This is a genomic window from Pseudomonas sp. NPDC087342 (assembly GCF_044744265.1).
In the GTDB taxonomy this organism is placed as follows: domain Bacteria; phylum Pseudomonadota; class Gammaproteobacteria; order Pseudomonadales; family Pseudomonadaceae; genus Aquipseudomonas; species Aquipseudomonas nunensis.
Map to the genome: position 1 here is coordinate 1,674,784 of NZ_JBIUXZ010000001.1, position 24,247 is coordinate 1,699,030.

At 61.1% G+C, this 24,247-nt stretch carries 19 protein-coding genes and 1 pseudogene; 14 read left to right on the forward strand and 6 right to left on the reverse strand.

The annotated features are described in order from the left end of the window. Positions 1-14 precede the first annotated feature (14 nt). Positions 15-1,319: an MFS transporter gene (locus ACIOYV_RS07560; RefSeq protein ID WP_054052689.1), complete on the reverse strand. Its 1,305-nt coding sequence runs from the start codon at positions 1,317-1,319 to the stop codon at positions 15-17. A gap of 274 nt (positions 1,320-1,593) precedes the next feature. Further along, the gene (locus tag ACIOYV_RS07565; RefSeq protein WP_401322354.1) at positions 1,594-2,376 is read right to left on the reverse strand and encodes an SDR family oxidoreductase; all 783 of its coding nucleotides are present in this window, start codon (positions 2,374-2,376) and stop codon (positions 1,594-1,596) included. Between the two features lie 155 nt (positions 2,377-2,531). Between ACIOYV_RS07565 and ACIOYV_RS07570 the strand changes: the two genes are divergently transcribed. The 3 genes and pseudogenes from ACIOYV_RS07570 (at position 2,532) to ACIOYV_RS07580 (ending at position 5,155) form a co-directional block, all read left to right on the forward strand. Beyond that, positions 2,532-3,698: an iron-containing alcohol dehydrogenase gene (locus ACIOYV_RS07570; RefSeq protein WP_401322356.1), complete on the forward strand. Its 1,167-nt coding sequence runs from the start codon at positions 2,532-2,534 to the stop codon at positions 3,696-3,698. Between the two features lie 13 nt (positions 3,699-3,711). Next, entirely contained in the window at positions 3,712-4,026 is a 315-nt protein-coding gene (locus ACIOYV_RS07575) for an NIPSNAP family protein (protein WP_054615203.1), read from the forward strand. A 146-nt stretch (positions 4,027-4,172) separates the two neighbouring features. After that, positions 4,173-5,155 (forward strand): annotated as a pseudogene (locus tag ACIOYV_RS07580) (cyclase family protein). On the opposite strand, the gene ACIOYV_RS07585 reads toward ACIOYV_RS07580, so the two are convergent. The 3 genes from ACIOYV_RS07585 to ACIOYV_RS07595 form a co-directional block, all read right to left on the reverse strand. After that, on the reverse strand, positions 5,148-6,077 hold the full coding sequence (locus tag ACIOYV_RS07585; RefSeq protein ID WP_401322357.1) for a LysR family transcriptional regulator: 930 nt from the start codon (positions 6,075-6,077) through the stop codon (positions 5,148-5,150). The pseudogene ACIOYV_RS07580 and the gene ACIOYV_RS07585 sit on opposite strands and share 8 nt — an antisense overlap. 319 nt (positions 6,078-6,396) lie before the next feature. After that, positions 6,397-7,335: a cyclase family protein gene (locus ACIOYV_RS07590; RefSeq protein ID WP_401322359.1), complete on the reverse strand. Its 939-nt coding sequence runs from the start codon at positions 7,333-7,335 to the stop codon at positions 6,397-6,399. Between the two features lie 360 nt (positions 7,336-7,695). Next, positions 7,696-8,904 carry an NAD(P)/FAD-dependent oxidoreductase gene (locus ACIOYV_RS07595; RefSeq protein WP_401322361.1) on the reverse strand — a complete coding sequence of 403 codons (1,209 nt, stop codon included), beginning with the start codon at positions 8,902-8,904 and terminating at the stop codon, positions 7,696-7,698. Positions 8,905-9,052: 148 nt separating this feature from the next. Between ACIOYV_RS07595 and ACIOYV_RS07600 the strand changes: the two genes are divergently transcribed. The 5 genes from ACIOYV_RS07600 to ACIOYV_RS07620 all read left to right on the forward strand — a co-directional run bounded on the left by ACIOYV_RS07600 (position 9,053) and on the right by ACIOYV_RS07620 (position 15,905). Next, positions 9,053-10,039, forward strand: coding sequence for a GlxA family transcriptional regulator (locus tag ACIOYV_RS07600; RefSeq protein WP_401322364.1), 987 nt, complete (start codon positions 9,053-9,055; stop codon positions 10,037-10,039). Between the two features lie 431 nt (positions 10,040-10,470). Then, on the forward strand, positions 10,471-10,767 hold the full coding sequence (locus tag ACIOYV_RS07605) for a hypothetical protein (RefSeq protein WP_401322366.1): 297 nt from the start codon (positions 10,471-10,473) through the stop codon (positions 10,765-10,767). Positions 10,768-11,039: 272 nt separating this feature from the next. After that, on the forward strand, positions 11,040-13,760 hold the full coding sequence (gene mgtA / locus ACIOYV_RS07610) for a magnesium-translocating P-type ATPase (RefSeq protein ID WP_401322368.1): 2,721 nt from the start codon (positions 11,040-11,042) through the stop codon (positions 13,758-13,760). 154 nt (positions 13,761-13,914) lie between these two features. Next, complete coding sequence (locus ACIOYV_RS07615; RefSeq protein ID WP_401322370.1) at positions 13,915-15,564, forward strand: Na/Pi cotransporter family protein; 1,650 nt, start codon at positions 13,915-13,917, stop codon at positions 15,562-15,564. Next, positions 15,552-15,905 carry an SLOG family protein gene (locus ACIOYV_RS07620; protein WP_401322372.1) on the forward strand — a complete coding sequence of 118 codons (354 nt, stop codon included), beginning with the start codon at positions 15,552-15,554 and terminating at the stop codon, positions 15,903-15,905. Before ACIOYV_RS07615 ends, ACIOYV_RS07620 begins: the two co-directional genes overlap by 13 nt. A 430-nt stretch (positions 15,906-16,335) precedes the next feature. On the opposite strand, the gene ACIOYV_RS07625 is transcribed toward ACIOYV_RS07620, so the two are convergent. Further along, a complete protein-coding gene (locus ACIOYV_RS07625) occupies positions 16,336-17,259 on the reverse strand; it encodes a LysR family transcriptional regulator (protein ID WP_054052714.1) in 924 nt (307 codons plus the stop codon). Between the two features lie 175 nt (positions 17,260-17,434). Between ACIOYV_RS07625 and ACIOYV_RS07630 the strand changes: the two genes are divergently transcribed. From ACIOYV_RS07630 to ACIOYV_RS07655, 6 genes are all read left to right on the forward strand, one after another. Beyond that, a complete protein-coding gene (locus ACIOYV_RS07630; RefSeq protein WP_401322376.1) occupies positions 17,435-18,571 on the forward strand; it encodes an iron-containing alcohol dehydrogenase in 1,137 nt (378 codons plus the stop codon). 84 nt (positions 18,572-18,655) lie between these two features. Next, entirely contained in the window at positions 18,656-19,435 is a 780-nt protein-coding gene (locus tag ACIOYV_RS07635; RefSeq protein ID WP_401322378.1) for an enoyl-CoA hydratase-related protein, read from the forward strand. A 1-nt stretch (position 19,436) separates the two neighbouring features. Next, a complete protein-coding gene (locus tag ACIOYV_RS07640) occupies positions 19,437-20,642 on the forward strand; it encodes a CaiB/BaiF CoA transferase family protein (RefSeq protein ID WP_401322380.1) in 1,206 nt (401 codons plus the stop codon). A 157-nt stretch (positions 20,643-20,799) separates the two neighbouring features. Beyond that, complete coding sequence (locus ACIOYV_RS07645) at positions 20,800-21,843, forward strand: TRAP transporter substrate-binding protein (protein ID WP_401322383.1); 1,044 nt, start codon at positions 20,800-20,802, stop codon at positions 21,841-21,843. A gap of 15 nt (positions 21,844-21,858) precedes the next feature. Further along, positions 21,859-23,757, forward strand: a complete 1,899-nt coding sequence (locus ACIOYV_RS07650) for a TRAP transporter large permease subunit (RefSeq protein ID WP_401322386.1) — start codon at positions 21,859-21,861, stop codon at positions 23,755-23,757. A 28-nt stretch (positions 23,758-23,785) separates the two neighbouring features. Then, a complete protein-coding gene (locus ACIOYV_RS07655) occupies positions 23,786-24,241 on the forward strand; it encodes a thioesterase family protein (protein WP_401322388.1) in 456 nt (151 codons plus the stop codon). Positions 24,242-24,247 lie beyond the last annotated feature (6 nt).

Below are 24,247 nucleotides of genomic sequence, written 5' to 3' on the forward strand. Positions count from 1 at the left end.
GCCCTCCGCTCATTTCACGCCAGACCCCGTTCCCGATAATCGATCAGGCTGGAGAAAATCGCCAGCAGCAGGGCCATGACCACAAAGAAGATCAGCACCAGGAAGTACGACCCGGTGAACTGCACGATCAAGCCGATCAGGATCGGCACGATCACGCCAGCCATGTTGCCGCAGAAGTTCATGGTGCCGGCCAGCACGCCGGTTTTCGAGGTGCCGCCGAGGATCGACGGAATGCACCAGTACATGCCGCACCAGCGAATGAAAAACATCGCCACGCAGAGCAGGCCAATCGCTTTGCTCGCTTCGTTCGCATAGGCCACCGCCAGCATGCACAGCGCCGCCACCAGCGCCGAACCGCTGAACATGCTGCGCATCACCAGGTTGGGCGAGGCGCCGCTGGATTTCCATTTGTCGCCGAGATAACCACCCACCAATTCGCCAACGAAGCCGCACATAAAGATCAAAAACGTCGCGCCGCCCATGCTGGAGATGTTCAAGCCGTGGGTCTGGTGCAGGTAGCTCGGCATCCAGGTCAGCAAGCCGTAAAACACGCTGAGGATGCAGCAGTAACCGGCGAACATCGCCAGCACCGAGCGGTCCTTGAGCAGTTCTTTAAGCGGGATACTGGTGACCGCGCCGGGTTGGCTGGTCTGGCGATTGCCTTCAGTGATGTGCGCCAGTTCCGCAGCGTTGACGCCGGGGTGTTCGCTGGGGTGGTTGCGGATGTATTTCCAGGCCAGCACCCCGGCGAGCATGGTGCCGACCCCGGCGATCACAAACGCGATGCGCCACGAGTCGAACCAGCCGATCAGGCCGGCAATGATGATCGCGCCAAACGCACTGCCCAACGGTGCGCCGCCGTCGACCAACACCGCGCCGCGTCCGCGTTCGTTGGGGGTCAGCCAGGCGCCGTTGAGCTTGGCCCCGGCGGGCATGATCGGCGATTCGGCGATGCCCAAACCCATGCGGGTGATGAGCAGGAGGATCCAGTTGTGCGCCCCGGCGGCCAAGGCCTGGAACGCGCCCCAGGCGACGGTCGCAATGACAATCACACGGCGGGTCTGGAAGCGATCCAGCAGCATGCCGCCGGGAATCTGCATCAACGCGTAAGACCAGAAAAACGCGCTGAGCATCAAGCCTTCCAGCGCAGGCGGGATCTGGAATTCACTGGAAATCAGCGGCAAGGCCACCGACAGCGAGGCGCGGTCGATGTAGTTGATTGCGGTCAGCAGCAACATGATCAGGAAGATGCGCCAGCGCACGCTGGTGGGACGTTCGGCGGCGGACAGGGACAGCGTTTCAGCACTCGGATTGTTCATGAGGGGCGCTCTTTATTGTTGTGGATGCAAGCTGCCCAATGCCCATCAGTCACGACGCAAAACCTGTAGGAGCGAGGCTTGCCCGCGAAGGCGGTGTGTCAATAACGATAATGTTGACTGACACGACGCCTTCGCGGGCAAGCCTCGCTCCTACAGGGGTTTGCGTCATGGCTGACTGGCATTCGGCAAGCAGTCCCACTCTAATCACGCGCCTGACAAGTGAATAATGATGGGATCTGATTGGGGGATTACCAAACGTCATCCCCCGCAAAGATCAGAACGTGCCGGGGTAGCTGCCGCCGTCCAACAACAGGTTTTGCCCGGTGAGGAATCCAGCCTGGGCGCTGCAGATGAACGCGCAATAGGCACCGAACTCGTCAGGCTGGCCGAAGCGTTGGGCCGGCACATGTTTGCGCCGCTGTTCGCTGATGCTTTCGACGCTGGTGCCGTTGGCGTCGGCGGCAGCGCTCAGCGTCTTGTGCAAGCGCTCGGTTTCGAACGGTCCCGGCAGCAGGTTGTTGATCGTCACGTTGTTCCCGGCCAGCTTCGACTGACGCGCGAGCCCAGCGATAAAACCGGTGAGGCCACTGCGGGCGCCGTTGGACAGGCCCAGCACATCAATCGGCGCCTTCACCGCGCCGGAGGTGATGTTGACGATGCGCCCGAACCCACGCTCGGCCATGCCATCGACGCAGGCCTTGATCAGCTCGATGGGCGTGAGCATGTTGGCGTCCAGCGCCTTCAGCCAGTCTTCGCGCTGCCAGTCGCGGAAGTCCCCCGGTGGCGGGCCGCCGGCGTTGTTGATCAGGATGTCCACCTGCGGACACGCCGCCAGCACCTGCTCGCGCACGGCGGGTTCGCTGATATCTCCGGCAACGGTGCGCACTTCGACGCCCAGGTTGCGCAACTCTTTGGCAGCGGACTGCAAGGTTTCTTCGCCGCGCGCATTGATCACCAGGTTGACGCCCTCCTTCGCCAAGGCCCGCGCACAGGCCAGGCCCAAGCCTTTGCTGGCGGCGCAGACGATGGCCCAGCGGCCCGAAATTCCCAAATCCATGACGATGCTCCTGACAGTTGAAAAACCTTACGTTACCACTGCTGCCCGATACCTCAGGGGATGACAAAGGGTGATCACCGGATCAGACCTTTTCATTATCAGCCGCCCGCCCCGCTTATTACTGTCTCCCGACCAATAAAAAACCGGAGACACCCATGAACCCGTTCCAGTTTTATTTCCCCACAACTTTGAAGAGCGGCACCGGCCTGGTGCGTCAGGCCGGTGCATTGCTCAAGCCGCATGTTCGAAAAAAACTGCTGGTGGTCACCGATCAGGGGCTGATCGCGTCCGGGGTGATGGAGAGCTTTTTCGCCTCGCTGGCTGAAAGTGAAATCCGCTACGAAGTGTTCGCCGGCGTCGAACCGAATCCCACCACCGACGTGCTGGAACGCGCCGTGGCCTTCCTGAAAAGCCACGAGTGCGATGCAGTGATCGGCGTCGGTGGCGGCAGCAGTATCGACACCGCCAAGGGTGTGGCGGCCATGGCCACCAACCCCGGCAACATCCTCGACTACGAAGGCTACGACAAACTGCTGCACCCGCCGCTGCCGATTTTCGCGATCCCGACCACCTCCGGCACCGGCAGCGAATGCACCGCCTCCACGGTGTTCACCAACACCAAGACTCTGTTCAAGACCGTGATCATCAGCCCGGCACTGTTTCCAAAACTGGCGATTCTCGACGCCGAACTGACCCTCAAATTGCCGCCGTCGATCACCGCCGCCACCGGCATGGACGCCCTGACCCACGCCATCGAATCCTACGTGTCGAAGCAGGCTAATCCGGTGAGCCAGGCCCTGGCCCTGCAAGCGATCAAGATGATCTGCACGCACCTGCCCAAGGCATTCTTCACCGGTTCCGACCTGCACGCGCGGGAACAGATGCTGCTCGGCTCGTTCCTCGCCGGCGTCGCGTTTGCCCAGTCGAAACTCGGCAACGTGCATGCGATCTCCCACACCTTCGGCGGCGTCTTCAACATCCCCCACGGCATCGCCAACGCGACGCTGCTGCCCTACGTCATCGAATACAACCTGGCGGCCTGCCCGGAGCTGTTCCGCGAGATCGCTATCGCCATGGGCGAAGACGTCGATGGCCTGAGTCCTGTTCAAGCGGGCCGCAAAGTGGTCGAGCACGTCATGGCGCTGAACCAGGCCATTGGCATCCCCGCCAACATCAAGGACCTGGGCGTGGACCTCGACTACATGCCGCAGATGGTCAGCGACTCGATGCGCAGCGGCAACGTACTGGTCAACCCGCGCCTGACCACCGCCGCCGACATCGAACGGATCATCAACAACGCCTACCACGGCACTCATTCCTGAAGAGACCAACCCCATGTTTTACGAAATGCGCACCTACACGATCCAGATCGGAAAAATGCAGACCTACCTCAAGCACTTCGAGGAAAACGGCCTGCCGGTGATCTCCCGCTACGCCAAATTGGTGGGCTGGTGGTACACGGAAATCGGCGAGTTGAACCAGGTAATCCATATCTGGGCCTACGAGAGCCTGGATGAGCGAATCAAGAAGCGCGCGGCGTTGTATCAGGATGCGGATTGGCTGGAAGGGTTTGTGCCGATTGCGTTTCCGATGCTGGAAAAAATGGAATCGAAACTGCTGATCGCGGCGGATTTCTCACCGATCAAATAACCCCCAAACGCCACCGCCCCCTGTAGGAGCGAGGCTTGCCCGCGAAGGCGGCGTGTCAGTCAACATCATCGTTTCTGACACACCGCCTTCGCGGGCAAGCCTCGCTCCTACAAGGGCGGGTATGCCCCAATTCCAAGGACAACCTCATGTGCGACCACAACACCAATAACACCGCCGCCGACCGTTCTCCCGACATCAAAAAACTCCTCGAAGGCCTGCCCACCAATTGGGGCAAATGGGGCCCTGACGATGAAGTCGGTGCCCTGAATTACCTGCAAAGCGCCGAGATCCTGCGCGGCATCACTTCGGTGCGCCAGGGCAAGACCTTCACCCTGCAAGTGCAGATCGGCCATCCCAAAGGCGAACCGCTGTGGCCCGGCCGACGCCCGTCGATGCGGGTCAATGTGCTGGACAAGGGCATTTCCTCGCTGGCAAAACCCACTTCGACGGCCATGTGGAATACGCCGACGATGTGATCTTCATGCACCTGCAAGGCTCGACCCAGTACGACGCCTTGGGTCATGTGTGGCACGACAACAAATTGTGGAACGGCTACGACGCCATGAGCACCATCGGCAGCATGGACAAGGCCAGTATTTTGCCGATTGCCGAGCGCGGAATTGTCGGGCGCGCAGTGCTGATCGACATGGCACGTCATCGCGGCAAAGCGGTGCTGGATAAGGGCGAAACCTTTACCCATCTGGACCTGTTGGCGGCGGCGAAAGCCCAAGGCATCGAGATCGAGAAACGCGACATCCTGATCATCCGCACCGGTTGGATCGGCTCGTTCTATGACCGCGAACCGGAAGAGTTCTACAAGGATTTCGCTGAGCCAGGCCTGACCTTCAGCCGTGAACTGGTGGAATGGTTTCACCAGATGGAAATCCCCAACCTGGTCACCGACACCATGGCCAACGAAGTGGCGGTCGACCCCACCACCGGCGTGCTGATCCCGTTGCACAACGCCTTGATGCGCAACCTCGGCGTGACCTTCACCGAAGTGGCGCTGCTCGATGAGCTGGCCAGTGATTGCGCCGCCGACGGCCAGTGGAAATTCCTCTACACCGCCGCGCCGCTGAAGATTGTCGGCGGCACCGGGGCGCCGGTGAATCCGATCGTGATCAAGTAGTCAGGTCGTTCTGCAGTTCGTTGATCAGCAGGGTCGCCGCCGGAGACAGATCGGCGCCGGCTCTGGTGATCACGCCGAAAGGTTCGTTCAGCGCACGCAACGCCACCGGCAGCTTCACCAGCAGATGGAATTGCTCGCAGTACTCGGCGACTTCCACGGGAATCACCGCCAGCAACGTCGGGTCCTGTTGCACCAACAGAATGGTGGCGAGGATCGACGAGGTTTCCAGCGGATAACGCGGGATCTCCAGCCCCGCTTCGTTGAGTTCACGTTCCAGGGCCTGACGCATCGGCATGTCCTTGGGATAGACGACCCAGCGGTAATCGCTCAACTGCGAGAGTTGCAACGACTCAGCAGCGGCCAGGGGATGGTCTTTGCTGGCGACCACTGCCAAGGGTTCCTCGCTGAGCTCGATGCAGTCATAAGCCTCGGTTCGCTGGCCAACGCTGGTGCGACAAATCGCCAGATCCAGCCGCCCCTGATCCAGCAACCCAAGCAAGGTGGCGCTGGTGTTCTCCACCAGTTCCACCGACAACTCTGGCTGCTTGAGGCGCAACGCAGTCAAGGCCCGGGTCAGCAACGGCACCGCGCCCATGATTACCCCCACCGACAAACGCCCGCCCTGACCTTGCAGGATGCTGAGCATTTCCTCGTGCAAATGCTCGACATCGCTGTGGATCAGCCGGGCGTAGCGAATCATGCAGCGCCCCATTTCATTCGCCACCAGGCCTTTGGGTTGGCGTTCGAACAGCGGCATGCCAATCAGTGATTCAACTTCGTGCAAGGCTTTGGTGGCGCCGGATTGGGAGATCGAAATCTGCTCGGCGGCCTTGTGCAGGGAGCCCCGATCATCCAGGGCGATCAGCAGGCGCAGTTGTTTGAGCCGCAGGCGTGAAGCGATGCTGGCAAGGGTAGGAACCATGTCCGTGTGTTCTCCATTCCAGGAAAAAAACTCAGGCAAAAAACAGCCTTTGTAGCAGCTGGCGAAGCCTGCGCTCGGCCCTGTAGCAGCTGGCGAAGCCTGCGTTCGGCCCTGTAGCAGCTGGCGAAGCCTGCGTTCGGCTGCGAAGCAGTCGTGAAACCTGAGAACGCGGTCCAGCTGAAGCACCGCGTTGACTGATTTCACGACTGCTGCGCAGCCGAACGCAGGCTTCGCCAGCTGCTACAGAGCCGAACGCAGGCTTCGCCAGCTGCTACAAGGGCCGAACTCCGGCTTCGTCAGGTGCTACGGGTGGTGGGTATCAGTGGATCGCTACCGGGTTGATGTTGACCTGGGTCGAGCCCTTGTACAGCGGCTGGCCGAGGACAAACATGAACTCCCACGCCTTGTCTTTGACCAGTGCGCGGCTGTCGATCAGTTCCAGGTTGTAGATGCCGTTCTTGGCCAGCATGTACTGGTTGACCGGGAATTCCTGACCGTCCTTGGCCGGGTAGATTTCCGACGCCCAGGTGTCACCACCGAAGGCGACGATCTGCTTGTCGACCAGCCATTTCGCCGCTGCCATACCGATGCCCGGTTCCACCGCGAGGAACTTCTTGTTGTCCTTGCCCAGCAGTTCCAGCCAACCGGTGTTGAACAACACCACATCGCCTTTCTGGATGGTGACGCCTTGCAGGTCGAGGGCTTTCTGGATGTCGGCGACGGTAAATTCGGTTTTCTCCGGCACGATTGGTGTGCCGTATACGGCGGTCATGTCCAGTACCACGCCACGGGTAACGATCGGCGGGACCTTCTCGATGCCGAGTTTTTTCACGCCTTCGACAGTGACGAAATCCGCCGCACGATTGCCGTTGTAGTAGACGTAGTCGATGCCGATATGGCCGATGCCATTGAGCTGGGTGCCGACGCCAGTCCAGCCCACGACCAGTTCATCGTTGAAGGTGAATTTGTTCGGGCCCATGGTCGTGCCACCCGCCTCGCCCGGCTGTACGTTGGTCAGGTTGAAACTGCGATGACGGAAGGCCGGCAGGGTCTTGTCGATGGGCACGGCCAGTGGGTAGGTCTTGCCGGTCTTGATCAGTTTGGCAGCGTTGAGCACCGAGTCGGCGTTGAGCAGATTGAGCGCACCGATCTCATCGTTGGCGCCGTATTTCGAGGGGTACCACTTTTCGGCATCCGCAGCTTGAGCGGCGCTGAAGGTGAAGATCAAGGTGAAAGGCAGTATCAAACGATTGAGCATTGGGGGCGTCCTTATGGGGTTGCAGTGACCCCAAGGTACGCAGCCCGCCTGTGCGGAAACAGACAGGTATGGGCAATACATTTGTTCTGGAAAGGCACGATTCCCGTAGGAGCGAGGCTTGCCCGCGAAAGCGTCGTGTCAGCCGACATCGATGTGTCTGACACACCGCTTTCGCGAGCAAGCTTCGCTCCTACAGGGAACTGTGCCGGCTATAAATCTTGCGAACAACACTTGAACAAATGTGGGAGCGAGCCTGCTCGCGAAAGCGGAGTGCCAGTCGACATCAACGTGTCTGACACACCCCCTTCGCGAGCAAGCCCGCTCCCACAGTGGTCGGTGTGAAATCGAAATGGCGTTACGTCAGCCGTAAACCATTTCCGGATTACCCGCCTCCAGCGCCGCCGCACGATTAGCCGCCGGCGGATAAATCCACTGGGTGTTGATCATGCGCTTGCGCGCCTTGCCTTCGTCGTGGGTCAGCAGCACTTGGCGGTCCCAGCCTTCGGTGTACACCGCGCCCCACTCGCCCAAATCCAGGCAGGTGGCGTAGAACGGCTGGCGGTATTCCAGGGTCGGCACGCCCACCAGATCGGCGGCGACGTTATGCCCGGCAAAGCGGCCCATGAAGATCGCGTGCTGGCAGGACATCAACGAGTAATGACCTTCGTCATCGGTCAGGGCCATGGCCACATCGCCTGCCGCGAACACGTGATCGGTGCCGACCACACGCAAGTCGCCGGTGACTTCAACGCGGCCCTGGCGATCCAGTCGGGACGAGACTTGTGAGGTCAGGCCGCTGGCGATCATGCCACCCGTCCAGATCACAGTCTTGGCTTCGATACGTTTACCGGCAGCAGTCAGCACGCCGTTTTCATCAATCGCCACCACCCCGCTGCCAACCTGGAACTCAATGCCCATCGACACCAATGCTTCGGTGATCATTGGCCGTGGTTTCGGGCCCAAGTCCGGGCCGATTTCTTCGTTGCGTTCGATCACGATGATCTTGAACTGGGCATCTGTGCCATGCAGGCTGCGCAAGCGTTCCGGCAACTCAGTGGCGACTTCCAGGCCAGTGAAACCACCGCCGACGACCACGATGGTGTTGCGTGCCGGCGAATCCGGCAGATCGCCCAACTCCGTCAAATGAAGATCCAGCTTTACCGCATCGGACAACTGGTCCACGGCGAAAGCGTTTTCCAGCAGGCCCGGTACTGGCGGGCGATTGAGTTTGCTGCCACTGGTCAACACCAGACGATCATAGGGCACGCTGATGCGGCGGCCATCGCTGGTCAGCGCATGCACCACCCGATCGCTGGAGGTGTCGATGCGCTCGACTTCGGCTTCGATGAACTTGACCCCCGCCGCTTCCAGCAATGGCAGCAGCGGCGAACTCATCTCGTGGGGAGCCTGTTCGTGCAGGCGCGGACGAATGACGATTTCCGGCTTGGGGGAAATCAGGGTAATTTCCACATCGTCAGTCTTGTCGTTGAGGTCCAGCACGCGTGCCGCGCCCAAGGCGCTCCAGACACCGGCGAAACCGGCACCGACGATCAATATTTTGCGGGACATGATGGCTACCTTCGTTCTCGTGATGGAGGCAGACAGCGAGCGACTGTCTGCTGGTTCGGGAATCGATGGTAGGGCTGGACGCTGGCCCCCGAAATGACATAAAACCCTGAAATCCTGCCGTTTTTACCCGGCGTTGTGGAAGCTGCCCATGAATGAAATTGCTCAGCCGCGCTCAATCGTGTTCGTCGCCTACCCCGACATGGGCCTGCTGGACCTGACCGGGGCGCAAACCGTGTTCTGGGCCGCGTCCAAAGCCATGGCCGAACGCGGTTTGCCGGGGTACGAGCGCCACACCGCGAGCCTGAGCGGTGGCCTGATCCAGACCGCCGAGGGGCTGGTGGTCGAGACGTTGCCGTTGAGCGATTTCGCCGAGCTGGCCATCGACACCCTGATCGTTCCCGGCGCGCCGAATATCCGCCAAGCGATGCATGATTCTCTGGAACTGGTCACTTGGTTGGCGGCGGCTTCGGCCAAAGCCAAGCGCACCGCGTCGGTGTGCAGCGGCACGTTTCTGCTGGCCCAGGCCGGGTTGCTCGAAGGCCGGCGCGCGGCGACCCATTGGGCAATGTGCGACATGCTCAAGGAAGGCTTTCCGTCGATTGAAGTCGACAGCGATGCGATCTTCGTCCAGCAAGGCAACGTATGGACCTCGGCGGGAGTCAGCGCCGGGATCGACCTGGCACTGGCCTTGGTGGAAGCCGATTGCGGCCGCGAAGTGGCGTTGCAAGTGGCACGCGAACTGGTGGTGTTTCTCAAGCGCCCCGGCGGCCAGGCGCAGTACAGCGAGATGCTCCAGGCGCAAACCCGGGACGGCGCGGTTTTCGACGACTTGCACCTGTGGATCGCGCAGAACCTGAGTCGCGAAAACCTTACGGTGGAGGTGTTGGCCGAACAGGTGCAGATGAGCCCGCGCAACTTTGCCCGGGTCTACAAACTCAAGACCCGTCGCACCCCGGCCAAAGCCGTGGAAGTTCTGCGGCTGGAGGCGGCGCGCCGGCTGTTGGAAGACTCTGAACGCAACATCGACCAAATCGCCCGGCAATGCGGGTTTGGCGATGAAGAACGCATGCGTTTTACCTTTCAACGCAACCTCGGTGTTTCGCCACGGGATTATCGGAACCGGTTTTCCCGTTGATTCATGGTTGTATTTGTAGGAGCGAAGCTTGCTCGCGAAGGCGGCGGCACATCCAGCGATGATGTGACAGATACATTGCCTTCGCGAGCAAGCTTCGCTCCTACACTGTCATTTACCTGAACCAACTCTAACTTCAATAAACAAATATGAAGTTTCCACACTCAATAGCGCATTAATCGAACATTTACGGTTGACTTGCCCCACCCGCCTGAGTAAATTGCGCGGGCCGGTTTCACAGGCCTTTTTTCAACTCACAAAAGAATCCAATGGACACAGTATCTAGTCGCTGTCGGGTAACTGCGAATTCGCAGGATCTGGCACATAACCCAGAACATGACGGGACTCGACTTTGCGGTCGGGTGAGCTGCGCTAGAGCTTGATGCTCCACCGTAACTTGCCTCGCCGGCGTCAGTCCGGTCCAGAGGTATGTTATGAACTTCAAATCCACTGTAATGCCCGGCGTACGCGCCTTTGCCTCGACCATGCGGGTCAAGTCCTGCCGTGAGCGTCTCGCCCCGGCCGTGGCCCGCGCGCCGTTTTCCAGCCATTCCTCCCCTGCCAAGGCGCACCTGCGTGCCAACTGGCGCGTCTGCCCGATGACCGGCCAGCTTCAGCAACGCTGGAGCGTCGACGACAACTCGGAACCACCGAGTCGGCGCATCGCGCGCCTGTTCCAACAGGCGAGCCTGATGCTCAGCCTAGCCCTCGGCGCGCGCACTTTCAATTGAGCTGAAGGCACTTTAAAAGTCCTTCCCCAGCGTTTTCCTTATATAGGAATTCGGCAACTTCTTATTGCCTGTTAAATAGTGAGTTAGTTATGGACGAAGCCAGTAGACGGTTCGCTGCCCACAACTATTCAGTTGCTGGCCAGCGAACGTTAAACCCTGAAACGCAACTATCAGAATCGATCGCTTATTGGCGGCTCGACATACGTGCGCTCGTCTTTCATTAGCTGAGGTGCCTGTGTGTCGTGCCGCAAGCCTGCGGCAGGAGCACAGCAATGACCCTTGTAAACACCGCAAAAAAAGCCACTCGCGGCGCCAGCACCGACAACGCCAAACTGTCGATGCGCGCCGCCCGGGAAGCGCAAAACGGCCTCGCCGTGACGCTGACCAACCTCAATGCCAGCACCGACGGCCTGACCGAACTCGAAGCCCAGGGCCGCCTGGCGCGCAACGGTCACAACGAAGTGGCCCACGACAAGCCGCCTCACGCCCTGATCCAACTGCTCAAAGCCCTGAACAATCCGTTCATCTATGTGTTGCTGACCCTGGCCGGTATCAGTTTTTTCACTGATTACTGGTTGCCGATCAGCAGCGGTGAAGCGGATGACGCCGACCTGACCAAAGTCATCATTATCATGACCATGGTCAGCCTCAGCAGCCTGCTGCGTTTCTGGCAGGAATATCGCTCGGCCAAATCCGCCGAAGCTCTTAAGGCGATGGTGCGCACGACCGCCACCGTACTGCGCCGCGAGCACAACGACGGCACACCACGGCTGCGGGAAGTGCCGATGCGCGACCTGGTGGCCGGCGACATCGTGCAGCTGAGCGCTGGGGACATGATCCCGGCGGACATCCGCCTGATCGAGTCCCGCGACCTGTTTATCAGCCAGGCGGTGCTGACCGGCGAAGCGTTGCCAGTCGAGAAGTACGACACCCTCGGCAATGTCGCGCAGAAGTCCGCCACCAGCGCGGCGCCTGATCAATCGAACTTGCTGGACCTGCCAAACATCTGCTTCATGGGCACCAACGTGGTCAGCGGCACCGCGAAAGCCGTGGTGGTCGCCACCGGGGCGCGGACTTACTTCGGTTCGCTGGCCAAAGCCATTGTCGGCTCACGGGTGCAAACGGCGTTCGACCGCGGGGTGAACAGCGTCAGTTGGTTGCTGATCCGTTTCATGCTGGTGATGGTGCCGATCGTTTTCCTGCTCAACGGCTTCTCTAAAGGTGACTGGGGCGATGCCTTCCTGTTTGCCCTGGCAGTGGCTGTCGGTTTGACCCCGGAAATGCTGCCGATGATTGTCAGCGCCAACCTGGCCAAAGGCGCGATGGCGATGGCCAAGCGCAAAGTGGTGGTCAAGCGCCTCAACGCGATCCAGAACTTCGGCTCGATGGACGTGCTGTGCACCGACAAGACCGGCACCCTGACCCAGGACAAAATCATTCTTGAGCACCACGTCGACAGCCACGGTCGGCGCGATGATTCGATCCTCGAACTGGCGTGGCTAAACAGTCATCACCAAAGCGGTTTGAAAAACCTGATGGATCAGGCAGTGGTGCTATTTGCCAATGCTAACCCAGCATTCCGCGTGCCTTTCGCCTACAGCAAAGTCGATGAATTGCCCTTCGATTTTGTGCGGCGACGCCTGTCGATCATCGTCAAGGACAGCCGCGACGATCACCTGATGGTGTGCAAAGGCGCGGTCGAGGAAATGCTGTCGATCGCCAGCCACATCCATGAGAACGGCCAGGTGGTCGCGCTGGATGCGCAGCGGCGCAAAGACCTGCTGGCGTTGGCCAACGAGTACAACGAGGACGGTTTCCGGGTGCTGTTGGTGGCGACTCGCGAGATCCCGAAAGCCCAGAGCAAAAACCAGTACCACACCGCCGATGAGCGTGATCTGGTGATCCGCGGCTTCCTGACCTTCCTCGATCCGCCGAAGGAAACCGCTGGCCCGGCGATTGCCGCACTGCGGGATATGGGCGTGACGGTCAAGGTGCTGACTGGCGACAACGCCGTGGTCACCTGCAAGATCTGCCGCGAAGTCGGGCTCGATCCAGGCACCCCGCTGCTCGGTCAGGACATCGAGCACATGGACGACACCACCCTCAAGCTGCGGGTCGAAGAACGCACGGTGTTTGCCAAGTTGACGCCGCTGCAGAAATCCCGGGTGCTGAAGGCCCTGCAAGCCAACGGTCACACCGTGGGTTTCCTCGGCGACGGCATCAACGATGCGCCGGCGCTGCGCGATGCCGACGTCGGTATTTCCGTGGACAGCGGCACTGACATTGCCAAGGAGTCGGCGGACATCATCCTCCTGGAAAAGAGCCTGATGGTCCTCGAAGAAGGCGTGCTCAAGGGCCGCGAAACCTTCGGCAATATCATGAAGTACCTGAACATGACCGCCAGTTCCAACTTCGGCAACGTGTTCTCGGTGCTGGTGGCGAGTGCGTTCATTCCGTTCCTGCCGATGCTGTCGATTCATCTGCTGCTGCAAAACCTGATGTACGACATCTCTCAGTTGGCGTTGCCGTGGGACAAGATGGACAAGGAGTTCCTGCGCAAACCGCGCAAGTGGGATGCGAAGAATATCGGGCGCTTCATGCTGTGGATCGGGCCGACCTCGTCGATCTTCGACATCACCACGTTTGCCCTGATGTGGTACGTGTTCGCCGCCAACAGCGTGGAAATGCAGAGCCTGTTCCAGTCCGGCTGGTTCATCGAAGGGCTGCTGTCGCAGACATTGGTTGTGCACATGCTGCGCACCCAGAAGATCCCGTTCTTCCAGAGCACCGCGGCGTTACCGGTGATCCTGGCGACCGGCACGGTGATCTGCCTGGGTATCTACATCCCGTTCTCGCCGCTGGGGACGTTGGTCGGTCTGGTGCCGTTGCCATGGGAATATTTCCCTTGGCTGGTGGGCACCTTGCTCAGCTACTGCGTGGTGGCGCAAACCATGAAAACGATCTACATCCGCCGGTTCAAGCAGTGGTTCTGATCGCCTGAACACCACCATCCCCTGTAGGAGCGAGGCTTGCCCGCGAAGACGGCCTCACATTCAACATTGTTGGCGGCTGACACACCGCCTTCGCGGGCAAGCCTCGCTCCTACAGGGGCAATGCGTTTAACCATACGAATAAAGGAGAGTTCTCATGTCGGGAACGACTCTACTGATCAACCTCGCCGGCGCCATTGCACTGTTGCTGTGGGGCACGCACATGATTTCTTCGGCGCTGTTGCGCGGCTTCGGCACGCCGCTGCGCCAGTGGATGGGCCAGCACCTGAACAACCGCTGGCTGGCCTTGCTCGCGGGCATCGGCATCACCGGCATCCTGCAAAGCAGCACCGCCGTCAGCCTGATGGCCACCTCGTTCACCGCTGCCGGCACCTTGGGCCTGGCCCCGGCGCTGGCGGTGATGCTCGGTGCCAACATCGGTTCGACCCTGGTGGTGCAACTGCTCAGCGCTGACATCTCGATCCTGACGCCGCTGGTGCTGCTGACCGGCCTGATCGTTTTCCGGTCGAGGGATGACTCGCGTTTCGAGAGCATCGGCTGTGCGCTGATCGGCCTGGGGCTGATGTTGATGGCCCTGCACCTGCTCGGCTCGACCCTGGCGGAGGTGGAAGGCACGCCGGTGTTCCAGCTGATCATGCAAAGCCTCGACGGCGATCTGTTGATCGCGTTGCTGGTGGCGCTGATCCTCACCTGGCTGTGCCATTCCAGCGTGGCGGTGGTGCTGCTGATCGTGTCGCTGGCCGCGACCGGAATGCTCTCGGTGACCACCATTGCCGCGTTGGTTCTGGGGGTGAACATCGGCGGCGCGTTGCCGTCGGTGATCAATACCGGCTCCAACGTTGGCCGGCGCCTGCCCCTCGGCAATCTGCTGGTGCGCACGCTTGGCGCGGCAGTGGTATTGCCGTTGGCCGGGTGGTTTGCTGAGTTGAAGCTTGATCCAACAGCGCTGGTGGTTTATCTGCACACCGGTTTCAACCTGCTGCTGGCGCTGGTGTTTATCGGTTTCACCCAGCCGATGGCCAAATTGCTGACTCGCCTGTTGCCGGAAACGCCACGGGATGTCGATCCAGGCATGCCGCGCTACCTCGACGAGGCGGGTCTGGAAGTGGCCAACATCGGCCTGTCGAATGCCGCCCGCGAAGCACTGCGCATCGCCGACATGCTCTCGGCCATGCTGGAGCGCACGCTGCAACTGTTCCACACCTCGGCGCCGGTCTGTGCCGATGAGGTGCGACGCATCGATCAATCCCTCGACGTTCTGAGTGCGGCGATTCGTGCGTATCTGGCGGACATCGGGCAAGAAGGCATCAGCGACAGCGATGCTGATCGTGCCCAGGAAGTCCTGACGTTCGTGATCAATCTGGAACACGCGGCGGACATTCTTTCCAGCAGCCTGACGCAACTGGCCATGCGTCGTTTGCGCCGTGGCGAACATTTCTCGGTGTTCGAGCTGCGCAACATCGCGCCGTTGCACGAAGCGTTGCTGGAAAGCCTGAGCCTGGCGATCACCGTGTTCCTGCGCGAAGACATCGGCACCGCGCATCAACTGGTCCAGCGCAAGGAAATCGTGAGAAGACTGGAAGCCGAAGCCAGCCGCGCGCACTTTCGCAAACTGCAGGAGGACAAAAGCACCTGGGCCGAATCCGGCGATATCTTCCAGCGCGTGCTGCGTGACTACCGTCGGGTACATCACCACATCGCCGCCCTCGCCTACCCGTTGCTGGAACGGGCCGGTGAGTCGCTGGGGGATGATCAGGCCAAGGAAACCTCGCCATGCGCGTCCTGATCTGTGCCGGCCGCCATTACACCGACAGCCGCCAGTGCCGCCGCGTGCTCGACGCCTTCCAGCGCCTGCACCCGGTGCAGGTGCTGATCCATGGTGGCAATCAATACCTGGGCGCCGACATCGAGGAATGGGCCCGCGAACACGGCGCCGACATCGTGCGCTACCCACCCAACTGGCAACGCCACGGCAAACTCGCCGAACGCCTGCGCAACCACTTCATGCTACGCGACAGCCGCCCCGACGTGGTCATCGCCCTGCCCGGCGGCGAAGACACCGAAGAACTCGTCGCCCAGGCCCGGGTTGCGGGCCTACAAACCCTGTCGGTAACAGATCGCGATTGAAGCACCAGAACACAAACCCTGTGGGAGCGAGCCTGCTCGCGATGGCGGTGTGTCAGGCAGCATCAATGTTGAATGTGATGGTCTCTTCGCGAGCAGGCTCGCTCCCACACTGGATTTTCAGTGAACTCAAAATCTGTGATCCACCTCGCCCCCTGTGGGAGCGAGCCTGCTCGCGAAGGCGCTGTGTCAGGCGACATTGATAGTGCTTGATATGGCGCTATCGCGAGCAAGCTCGCTCCCACATTGGATTTTCAGTGAACTCAAAATCTGTGATCAACCTCGCCCCCCTGTGGGAGCGAGCTTGCTCGCGATGGCGGAGTGTCAGGCAACATCAATGGCACGCGCCCTCCCACATTGCGCCTGGCGCAAATCACATTTTCCGCAATTGCACGAATGCGCGATTCCAAACCCAGTCAGTATTCCGACAGCCTCAATTCGGGTTCAACAGCGCCTCGCGTAACAGCCTGGCCGCTGGCGAGTCGGGCACGTTTTTGCGCGAGACCAGTTCATAGGGTTCGCTGCGCGAGGTGATGGGCAGCGGCAGTGTGGTGGTAAAGCCGTAGCCGGAGCAAAACTTCGCCACGTCGGTGGACACCAGCGCGACGAGGGTCGGGTTTTCCTGAAGCAACGACAACGTGGCAAAAGCCGAGGTGGTTTCCAGCAGGTGCACCGGGAAGCGCAAGTCGGCTTCGTGGAACTCGCGCTCCAGCAGCAAGCGCATGGGCATGTTGGCGCGATAGACCACCCAGCGGTAATCCACCAGGTCCTTGAGCGAGAGTTGCCGGGCATAGGCGAATGGATGTTGAGTGCTGGCGATCACCGCCAGGGTTTCTTCGACGAATGTAGAGCTCTCATATAAGTAGGGGGTGGTGCTGATCGTAGTGCGGCAGATCGCGAGGTCCAGGCGACCGGCGTCGAGTTGGCTGAGCAACGCCGCGCTGGTGTCTTCGACGATTTCGATGGACAGTTTCGGGTTGTCGGCAATCACTCGGCTGATCGCGGTGGTCAGCAGCGGCACGGCGCCCATGATGGTGCCGACCGACACGCGCCCGCCCTCGCCGCTCATGATGCCGATGATCTCTTCGCGCAGGTGCGCGAGGTCGGTCTGGATCAATCGCGCGTAGCGAATCACCGAGCGCCCGGCGTCGTTCGGTTCAAGCCCGCGGTTAGTCCGGGTGAACAGTGAAGTGCCGAAAGTGGTTTCAATTTCCTGCAGCGCTTTGCTCGCGCCGGGTTGGGTCAGCGCGACCTGTTTGGCCGCGCCCAGCAAGGAGCCGTGCTCATCCAGCGCAATCAGCAAACGAAGCTGTTTGATGTGCAGGCGGGACATGATCGAGTTCAGTGAGGGCGTCATCAGGGTTAACTAAAAGTTATAGAGGTATCGAAAGTTGTCAGTATCGGGGCTCGCCACGACGGCCCTATAGTCCACCCCACAACCAGGCAATGCAATGGGTTTGACCAGAGAGCGATAGCCCTCCTGCCCCGGACCGATTGCAACAATAACAATCCTGTATAACTTGTGGTGAATCATGTCCCTCATCAATTACGTCACCAAAATCCAGTTCGGCTACGACAGCCTGGCGCATCTGGCCGCCGAAGCCGAGCGCGCCGGCATCACCCGGCCACTGATCGTCACTGACATCGGCGTGCGCAATGCCGGCATCGTCGACAAAGTCATCGCCGCCCTCGGTGGCAGCGCTCCAGCGATTTTCGACGCCACGCCACCCAACCCCAACGAACACGCCGTACGCGAAGCGGTCGCGCAATATCGCCTCGGCGAGTGCAACGGCATCATCGCGGTCGGCGGTGGTTCTTCCATCGATCTGGCTAAAGGCGTAGCGGTCTGCGCGACCCACGACGGCCCGCTGCAAAGCTTTGCGGTGATCGAGGGCGGACTGGATCGCATCACCTCGGCTACCGCGCCGCTGATCGCGATTCCGACCACCGCCGGCACCGGCAGCGAAGTCGGCCGGGGTGCCATCCTGATTCTCGACGATGGTCGCAAAGTGGGCGTCATCTCACCGTATGTCGTGCCTCGCGTGGCGATCTGCGACCCCGAGCTGACCCTCGGTTTGCCAGCGATGCTGACCGCCGCCACCGGCATGGACGCGATCGCGCACTGCATCGAAACGTTCATGGCCCCGGCCTTCAATCCCGCCGCCGATGGCATTGCCCTGGATGGCCTGTGGCGCGCCTGGGAACACATCGAACGCGCCACCACCGAGCCCGGCGACCGCGAAGCGCGGATGAACATGATGAGCGCCTCGATGCAAGGCGCCCTCGCATTCCAGAAAGGCCTGGGCTGCGTGCACAGCCTGTCCCATGCCTTGGGCGGGATCAATCCGAAGCTGCACCACGGCACCTTGAACGCGATCTTTCTGCCAGCCGTCGTCGACTTCAATGCCAACGCCCCGACCGTACGTGACGAACGCAAGCTCGAACGCCTGCGCCACGCCATGGGTCTTGAGGCCGACGCCAATATCGGCGCCGCCATCGAGGACATGACCCGCCGCCTCGGCCTGCCGACCCGCCTGCATGAGATCGGGGTCGACGAGAGCCTGTTCGCCGGCATCGTCGAAGGCGCGTTGCACGATCACAGCCACAAGACCAACCCGCGCGAAGCGTCATCTGCGGACTACCTGTCGATGCTCGAACAATCGCTGTAAGCAGCCGCTATCCAACAACAATAAATCAGGAGGCAACCGCGTCGTCGAACTCACCCCACGAGCCTCGACGCCAGCGGAACAATCATGAAGCCCACCGTCCTTATCGAACGGCAAGCGTCCATTGCCATCGTCACCCTCAGCCACCCAGGGAAAATGAACGCCCTGACCCTGTCCATGTGGCAGGACCTGGGTGATGTCATGACCGAACTGTCCGCCGACACCTCCGTGCGCTGCGTGGTGTTGCGCGGCGCCGGTGAACAGGCGTTTGCCGCCGGCGCCGACGTCAGCGAATTCCCCAGCGTGCGCGCCAACCAGGCCCAGGCCCGTCACTACGCCGAAATCACCTCGGCGGCGATGCGCGCCGTGGTCGAGTGCCCGCACCCGGTGATCGCCATGATCCACGGCGTGTGCGTCGGCGGTGGCCTGGAAATCGCCGCGTTGTGCGACCTGCGCATCTGCGGCACCTCCAGCCGTTTCGGCGCGCCGGTCGGCAAGTTGGGGCTGGTCATGTCCTATGACGAAATGGCCGGGCTCGTCGCCCTGGCCGGGCGCTCGACCACCCTGGAGATTCTGCTGGAAGGTCGCATTCTCGACGCCAACGACGCCTACGTGAAAAACCTCGTGACCCGGGTCGTGCCGGATGCCGAGGTCGAATCCGAGACCCTCGCCAGCGCCAAACGCATCACCCAGGGCGCGCCTCTGGTCGCCCGCTGGCATCGCCAGGCCGCGCGCCAACTGGAAGCAGGCGTGGCACCCACTGCCGAGCAGATCGACGCGAGTTACTCCTGCTACGACACCGAAGATTTCCAGACTGGCCTGAACGCGTTTATCGCGAAAGCCAAACCACAATTCGAGGGCAAATAACATGGGACCGCTGACAGGCATGCGCGTAGTAGAACTGGCTCACATCATGTCCGGGCCGGTGTGCGGAATGATGCTGGCCGACATGGGCGCCGACGTGGTGAAGGTCGAGAAAGTCCCGGACGGTGATGATTCGCGCCGCTTCTCGCCGATCATGCAAAGCGGTGAGTCCGCCTCGTTCATGGTGGTCAACCGCAACAAGCGCGGCATTGGTCTGAACCTGAAAACCGAGGGCGGCCGCGACGTGTTGCGCCGGCTGTTGCTGGACGCCGATGTGGTCACGGAAAACTACCGGGCCGGCACCATGGAGAAATTCGGCCTGGGCTACGAAGCGCTGAAAGTCATCAATCCAGGGCTGATCTACTGCGCGATTTCCGGCTACGGGCGCAGCGGGCCATTCGGCGAAAAAGGTGGTTTCGACCTGATCGCCCAAGGCATGAGCGGCATGATGAGCATGACCGGTGAAGCCGGGCGTGAACCGGTCAAGGCCGGCTCGCCGGTGGCCGACATCAACTCCGGCATCCTCGCCGCCCTCGGCATCTGCGCCGCCTACGCCGCCAAGCAGAAAACCGGCCTCGGGCAAATGGTCGACACCTCGCTGTTCGAGGCCGGCCTGCAACAGATGTACTGGCCAGCAGCGGCGTATTTCGCCGATGGCACCATCCTGCCAAAAATGGGTTCGGCCAACTCCACCAGCGCGCCGTACCAGGTGTTCCGCACCGCCGATGGCTGGATCAACATTGGCGCGGCCAACCAGGCCAACTACGAACGTCTGGTCGAAGCCCTGGCCGTGCCGCAACTCAAGGCTGATCCGCGTTTCGCCAGCAATGCGTTGCGCATGGAGCATCGCCTGGCCCTGGTAGAAATCCTCAACGAAGTGCTGGTCGCGCGCACCACGGATGAATGGATGGTGTTGTTCGACAGCCTCGGCCTGCCTGCCGGGCCGGTCCTGGACATCGCCGCCGCGCTGGCGCATCCACAAACCATCGCTCGCGGCATGGTCGTTGAAACCGAACACCCCACCGAAGGCCGAGTGCGCGGCATGGGCCTGCCGATTCACTTCTCCGACATGGACAACGGCGCCCCGCCGGCCAGCCGTCACGCGCCGCTGCTGGGCGAGCACACCCGCGAAGTGCTGAAGGAAAGCGGGTATGCGGACGATGAAATCGACGAACTGATTAAAAGCAAAGCCGTGGTGGCATTGGCATAACCCATAACCCCTGTGGGAGCGAGCCTGCTCGCGAAGGGGCCGTCAGCCTCGACATCTGTGTTGACTGACCCACCGCTTTCGCGAGCAGGCTCGCTCCCACAAGGAACCGTGCTCGCTTAACGAACTGAACAACTACAAAAACAATAAGGTGAACATCATGAGCCGTATCTTGACCGAGACTGTCAGCCGCCGATCATTCCTGGTATCTGCCGGCGTCACCGTCGGTGGCGCCTTTGCCGCCAACCTGCTGCCGTCCAGCGTCTTCGCCGCGACCAAGCCGATTGTGTTGCGCTACACCAGCAGCCTGCCCGACACCCATCCGCTGAACAAACAGATGAAGGCCGCGTCCGAAGCGATCAAGGCTGAAACCAACGGCGCCGTGGACTTGCAGGTGTACGCCAACGGCGCCATGGGCGGCGACACCGACATGCTGTCCCAGGTGCGCGCCGGGGCCATCGATTTCATTCCGTTGCCAGGCGCGATTCTCTCGACCCTGGTGCCGGCCATGTCGATCGAAAGCATGCCGTTCGCGTTCAAGGACTACGAGAGTGTCTGGGCAGCACTGGACGGCAAGCTCGGCGAGTACGTGCGCGCCAAGACCGAGAAAGTCGGCCTGATCCCGATGGAAAAAGTCTGGAACAACGGCTTCCGCCAGATCACCAGTTCGACCCGGCCGATCAACACCCCGCAAGACCTCGCCGGTTTCAAATTGCGCGTGCTGGTCAGCCCATTATGGACCTCCATGTTCAGCGCCCTCGGCGCCTCGCCGACCGGCATCAGCATCAACGAAACCTACTCTGCGCTGCAGACCAAAGTCGTCGACGGCCAGGAAAACCCGTTGGTGGTGGTCGAATCCGCGCGCTTCTATGAAGTGCAGAAATACTGCTCCATGACCGACCACATCTGGGGCGGTTTCTGGATCGTTGCTTCGGGCAAGACCTTCCCCAAACTGCCCGCCGACGTGCAGGAAATCGTCTCCCGGCAGATCAACGCTGCGGCACTCGTTCAGCGTCAACAAGTCATCGACCTCAACACCAGCCTGGAGCCGTCCCTGACCGCCCACGGCATCACCTTCAACAAAGTCGACCGCGCATTGTTCCGCGCCGACCTGCAATCGAAAGGCTTCTACACCCAATGGAAAGACAAGTACGGCCCGGAAGCCTGGAGCTTGCTCGAGCAGTACGCGGGTCAATTGTCCTAAGCCGGAGACCAGGTCATGAAAAACGACATACCAATGACGGATGTTTCTCCCGCTGAAGGACTCAGCCCACGCCAGACCACTTTCCGTCTCGGCCGCGCCCTCGATACCGGGTTGCGCTGGTTGACCGAAGGCAGCGCGGCGTTGCTGGTGGTGATCGAAGTCACCCTGCTGTTCTGCAATGTGTTCTCGCGCTACGTGCTGAATCAGCCGATTGTGTGGGGCGATGAACTGGCCTCGCTGCTGTTCCTCTGGCTGGCGATGCTCGGTTCGGTGGTGGCGATGCGGCGCGGTGAACACATGCGCCTGACCTCGTTTATCGGGCGCTTGCCTGCGGAAAAACGCGCCTTCGTCGATACTCTGGGCGCGGTGATCGTCATCACCTTTATCGGGCTGCTGTTCACCCCGGCCTGGGAGTACGTCAGCGACGAGTGGATCATCACCACCGCCGCCCTGGAAATCCCCAACGCCTTTCGCGTGTCCGCCATCGCGGTCGGCCTGAGCCTGATGCTGATGACCTGCGTCGCGCGTCTGCTGACCAGCGCGCGGCTGATCGACTTCTCGGTGTCGGTGGCAATGCTCGGCTCCCTCGCGGCGCTGTTGTGGGTCGCGGAAGGCCCGCTGTTGCTGATGGGCAACTGGAACCTGGTCGTGTTCTTCATGATCGGCGTGATGGCGATGATCGTCATCGGCGTGCCGATCATGGTCGCGTTCGGCCTGGCCACGGTGGCGTACCTGTCGACCATGACCAGCACGCCCCTGACCCTGGTGGTCGGGCGTATGGATGAAGGCATGGCGAGCCTGATCCTGCTGGCCATCCCGTTGTTCGTGTTCCTCGGTGCCTTGATCGAAGCCATGGGCATGGCCCGCGCGATGATCCGTTTCCTCTGTTCGTTGATCGGCCATGTGCGCGGCGGTCTGTCGTATGTGCTGATCGGCGCCATTTACCTGATCTCGGGTATTTCCGGCTCCAAAGCCGCCGACATGGCCGCCATCGCGCCGGCGCTGTTTCCGGAAATGAAGAAACGCGGCGAGGATGAAAACGAACTGGTGGCGATGCTCAATGCCTCCGGGGCGATGTCGGAAACCATTCCGCCAAGCCTGGTGCTGATCACGATCGGTTCGGTGACGGGCGTGTCGATTTCCGCGCTGTTCACCGGTGGCTTCATGCCTGCAGTCGTGGGCGCAATCGCCATGGCAGTGGTGATCTGGTGGAAGAACCGCAAAGGCGAAGCCTCTACCGGCAAACGCGCCACAGGCAAGGAAATCGGCCACTCACTGCTGCTGGCATTGCCAGCGCTGGCCCTGCCCTTCGTGATCCGCACCGCAGTGGTCGAAGGGGTCGCCACCGCCACTGAAGTCGCCGCCATCGGCGTGGCCTACACCTTTATCGTCGGTTTGCTCTGCTATCGCTGCTTTGACTGGCGCCGCCTGTATCCGATCCTGGTCAGCACCGCCGCATTGTCCGGCGCGATTCTGATCATCATCGGCAGCGCCACGGCCATGGCCTGGGCCCTGACCCAGTCCGGTTTCTCCCATCAACTGGCGCTGGTGATGTCGACGGTGCCGGGCGGCGCGATGGGCTTCCTGATCATCTCTGCGGTGGCGTTCATCCTGCTCGGCAGTTTCCTCGAAGGCATCCCGGCCATCGTGCTGTTCGGGCCCCTGCTGTTTCCGATTGCCAAGACCATGGGCATCAACGATGTGCATTACGCCATGGTCGCGATCTTCGCCATGGGCCTGGGCCTGTTCGCGCCACCGTTTGGCGTGGGTTTTTACGCTGCGTGCGCCATCGCCAAGGTCGACCCCAGCGGCGCCATGCGTCGGGTCTGGCCGTACCTTGGCGCACTCGTGGTGGCCTTGGGCGTGTTGATCGCCGTGCCATGGATTTCCATCGGTTTCCTGCCTAACGCCTGACTCATTCTTTGATATCCCGAGGTTTCTCATGAATTTCTCCACGCTGGAAGCCGGCACCGCCACCGAACGCAAACTGATCGTCGATCGGGAACGCACCATTTCATTCTTGGGCGAGGACTTGCGCATCTACGCCACACCGCGCCTGGTCGATGACATCGAACAGACCTGCCTCGACTACCTGCTGACGTTCCTGGGTGAAGGCGAAAACACTGTCGGCGCAGCCGTCGATATTCGCCACGTCGGCGCCACGCTGCTGGGCATGGCGGTGAGCATTGTTGCAACCGTCACGCGGATCGAGGGCCGTAGCGTCACCTTCAATGTCGAAGTACGCGACGACGTCGAGTTGGTGGCCACCGCCGCGCATACCCGCGTGCTGGTCAACGTCGCCAAATTGCGCAGCCGGGTCCAGGCCAAGGCCGAAGCCGCTGCCGCCGGTGAAGTCGAAGACGGCGTGCTCAGCCCTTCCCAATTCGCCTCGCGCTAAACCAAG

Bases quoted from the DNA above. Each gene is read 5' to 3' on its own strand.
- ACIOYV_RS07655 (WP_401322388.1), top strand. From the start codon at position 23,786: ATGAATTTCTCCACGCTGGAAGCCGGCACCGCCACCGAACGCAAACTG.
- ACIOYV_RS07625 (WP_054052714.1), bottom strand. From the start codon at position 17,259: ATGACGCCCTCACTGAACTCGATCATGTCCCGCCTGCACATCAAACAG.
- ACIOYV_RS07615 (WP_401322370.1), top strand. From the start codon at position 13,915: ATGTCGGGAACGACTCTACTGATCAACCTCGCCGGCGCCATTGCACTG.
- ACIOYV_RS07600 (WP_401322364.1), top strand. From the start codon at position 9,053: ATGAATGAAATTGCTCAGCCGCGCTCAATCGTGTTCGTCGCCTACCCC.
- mgtA (WP_401322368.1), top strand. From the start codon at position 11,040: ATGACCCTTGTAAACACCGCAAAAAAAGCCACTCGCGGCGCCAGCACC.
- ACIOYV_RS07570 (WP_401322356.1), top strand. From the start codon at position 2,532: ATGAACCCGTTCCAGTTTTATTTCCCCACAACTTTGAAGAGCGGCACC.
- ACIOYV_RS07645 (WP_401322383.1), top strand. From the start codon at position 20,800: ATGAGCCGTATCTTGACCGAGACTGTCAGCCGCCGATCATTCCTGGTA.
- ACIOYV_RS07575 (WP_054615203.1), top strand. From the start codon at position 3,712: ATGTTTTACGAAATGCGCACCTACACGATCCAGATCGGAAAAATGCAG.
- ACIOYV_RS07630 (WP_401322376.1), top strand. From the start codon at position 17,435: ATGTCCCTCATCAATTACGTCACCAAAATCCAGTTCGGCTACGACAGC.
- ACIOYV_RS07595 (WP_401322361.1), bottom strand. From the start codon at position 8,904: ATGTCCCGCAAAATATTGATCGTCGGTGCCGGTTTCGCCGGTGTCTGG.
- ACIOYV_RS07650 (WP_401322386.1), top strand. From the start codon at position 21,859: ATGAAAAACGACATACCAATGACGGATGTTTCTCCCGCTGAAGGACTC.
- ACIOYV_RS07560 (WP_054052689.1), bottom strand. From the start codon at position 1,319: ATGAACAATCCGAGTGCTGAAACGCTGTCCCTGTCCGCCGCCGAACGT.
- ACIOYV_RS07605 (WP_401322366.1), top strand. From the start codon at position 10,471: ATGAACTTCAAATCCACTGTAATGCCCGGCGTACGCGCCTTTGCCTCG.
- ACIOYV_RS07585 (WP_401322357.1), bottom strand. From the start codon at position 6,077: ATGGTTCCTACCCTTGCCAGCATCGCTTCACGCCTGCGGCTCAAACAA.
- ACIOYV_RS07640 (WP_401322380.1), top strand. From the start codon at position 19,437: ATGGGACCGCTGACAGGCATGCGCGTAGTAGAACTGGCTCACATCATG.
- ACIOYV_RS07590 (WP_401322359.1), bottom strand. From the start codon at position 7,335: ATGCTCAATCGTTTGATACTGCCTTTCACCTTGATCTTCACCTTCAGC.
- ACIOYV_RS07620 (WP_401322372.1), top strand. From the start codon at position 15,552: ATGCGCGTCCTGATCTGTGCCGGCCGCCATTACACCGACAGCCGCCAG.
- ACIOYV_RS07565 (WP_401322354.1), bottom strand. From the start codon at position 2,376: ATGGATTTGGGAATTTCGGGCCGCTGGGCCATCGTCTGCGCCGCCAGC.
- ACIOYV_RS07635 (WP_401322378.1), top strand. From the start codon at position 18,656: ATGAAGCCCACCGTCCTTATCGAACGGCAAGCGTCCATTGCCATCGTC.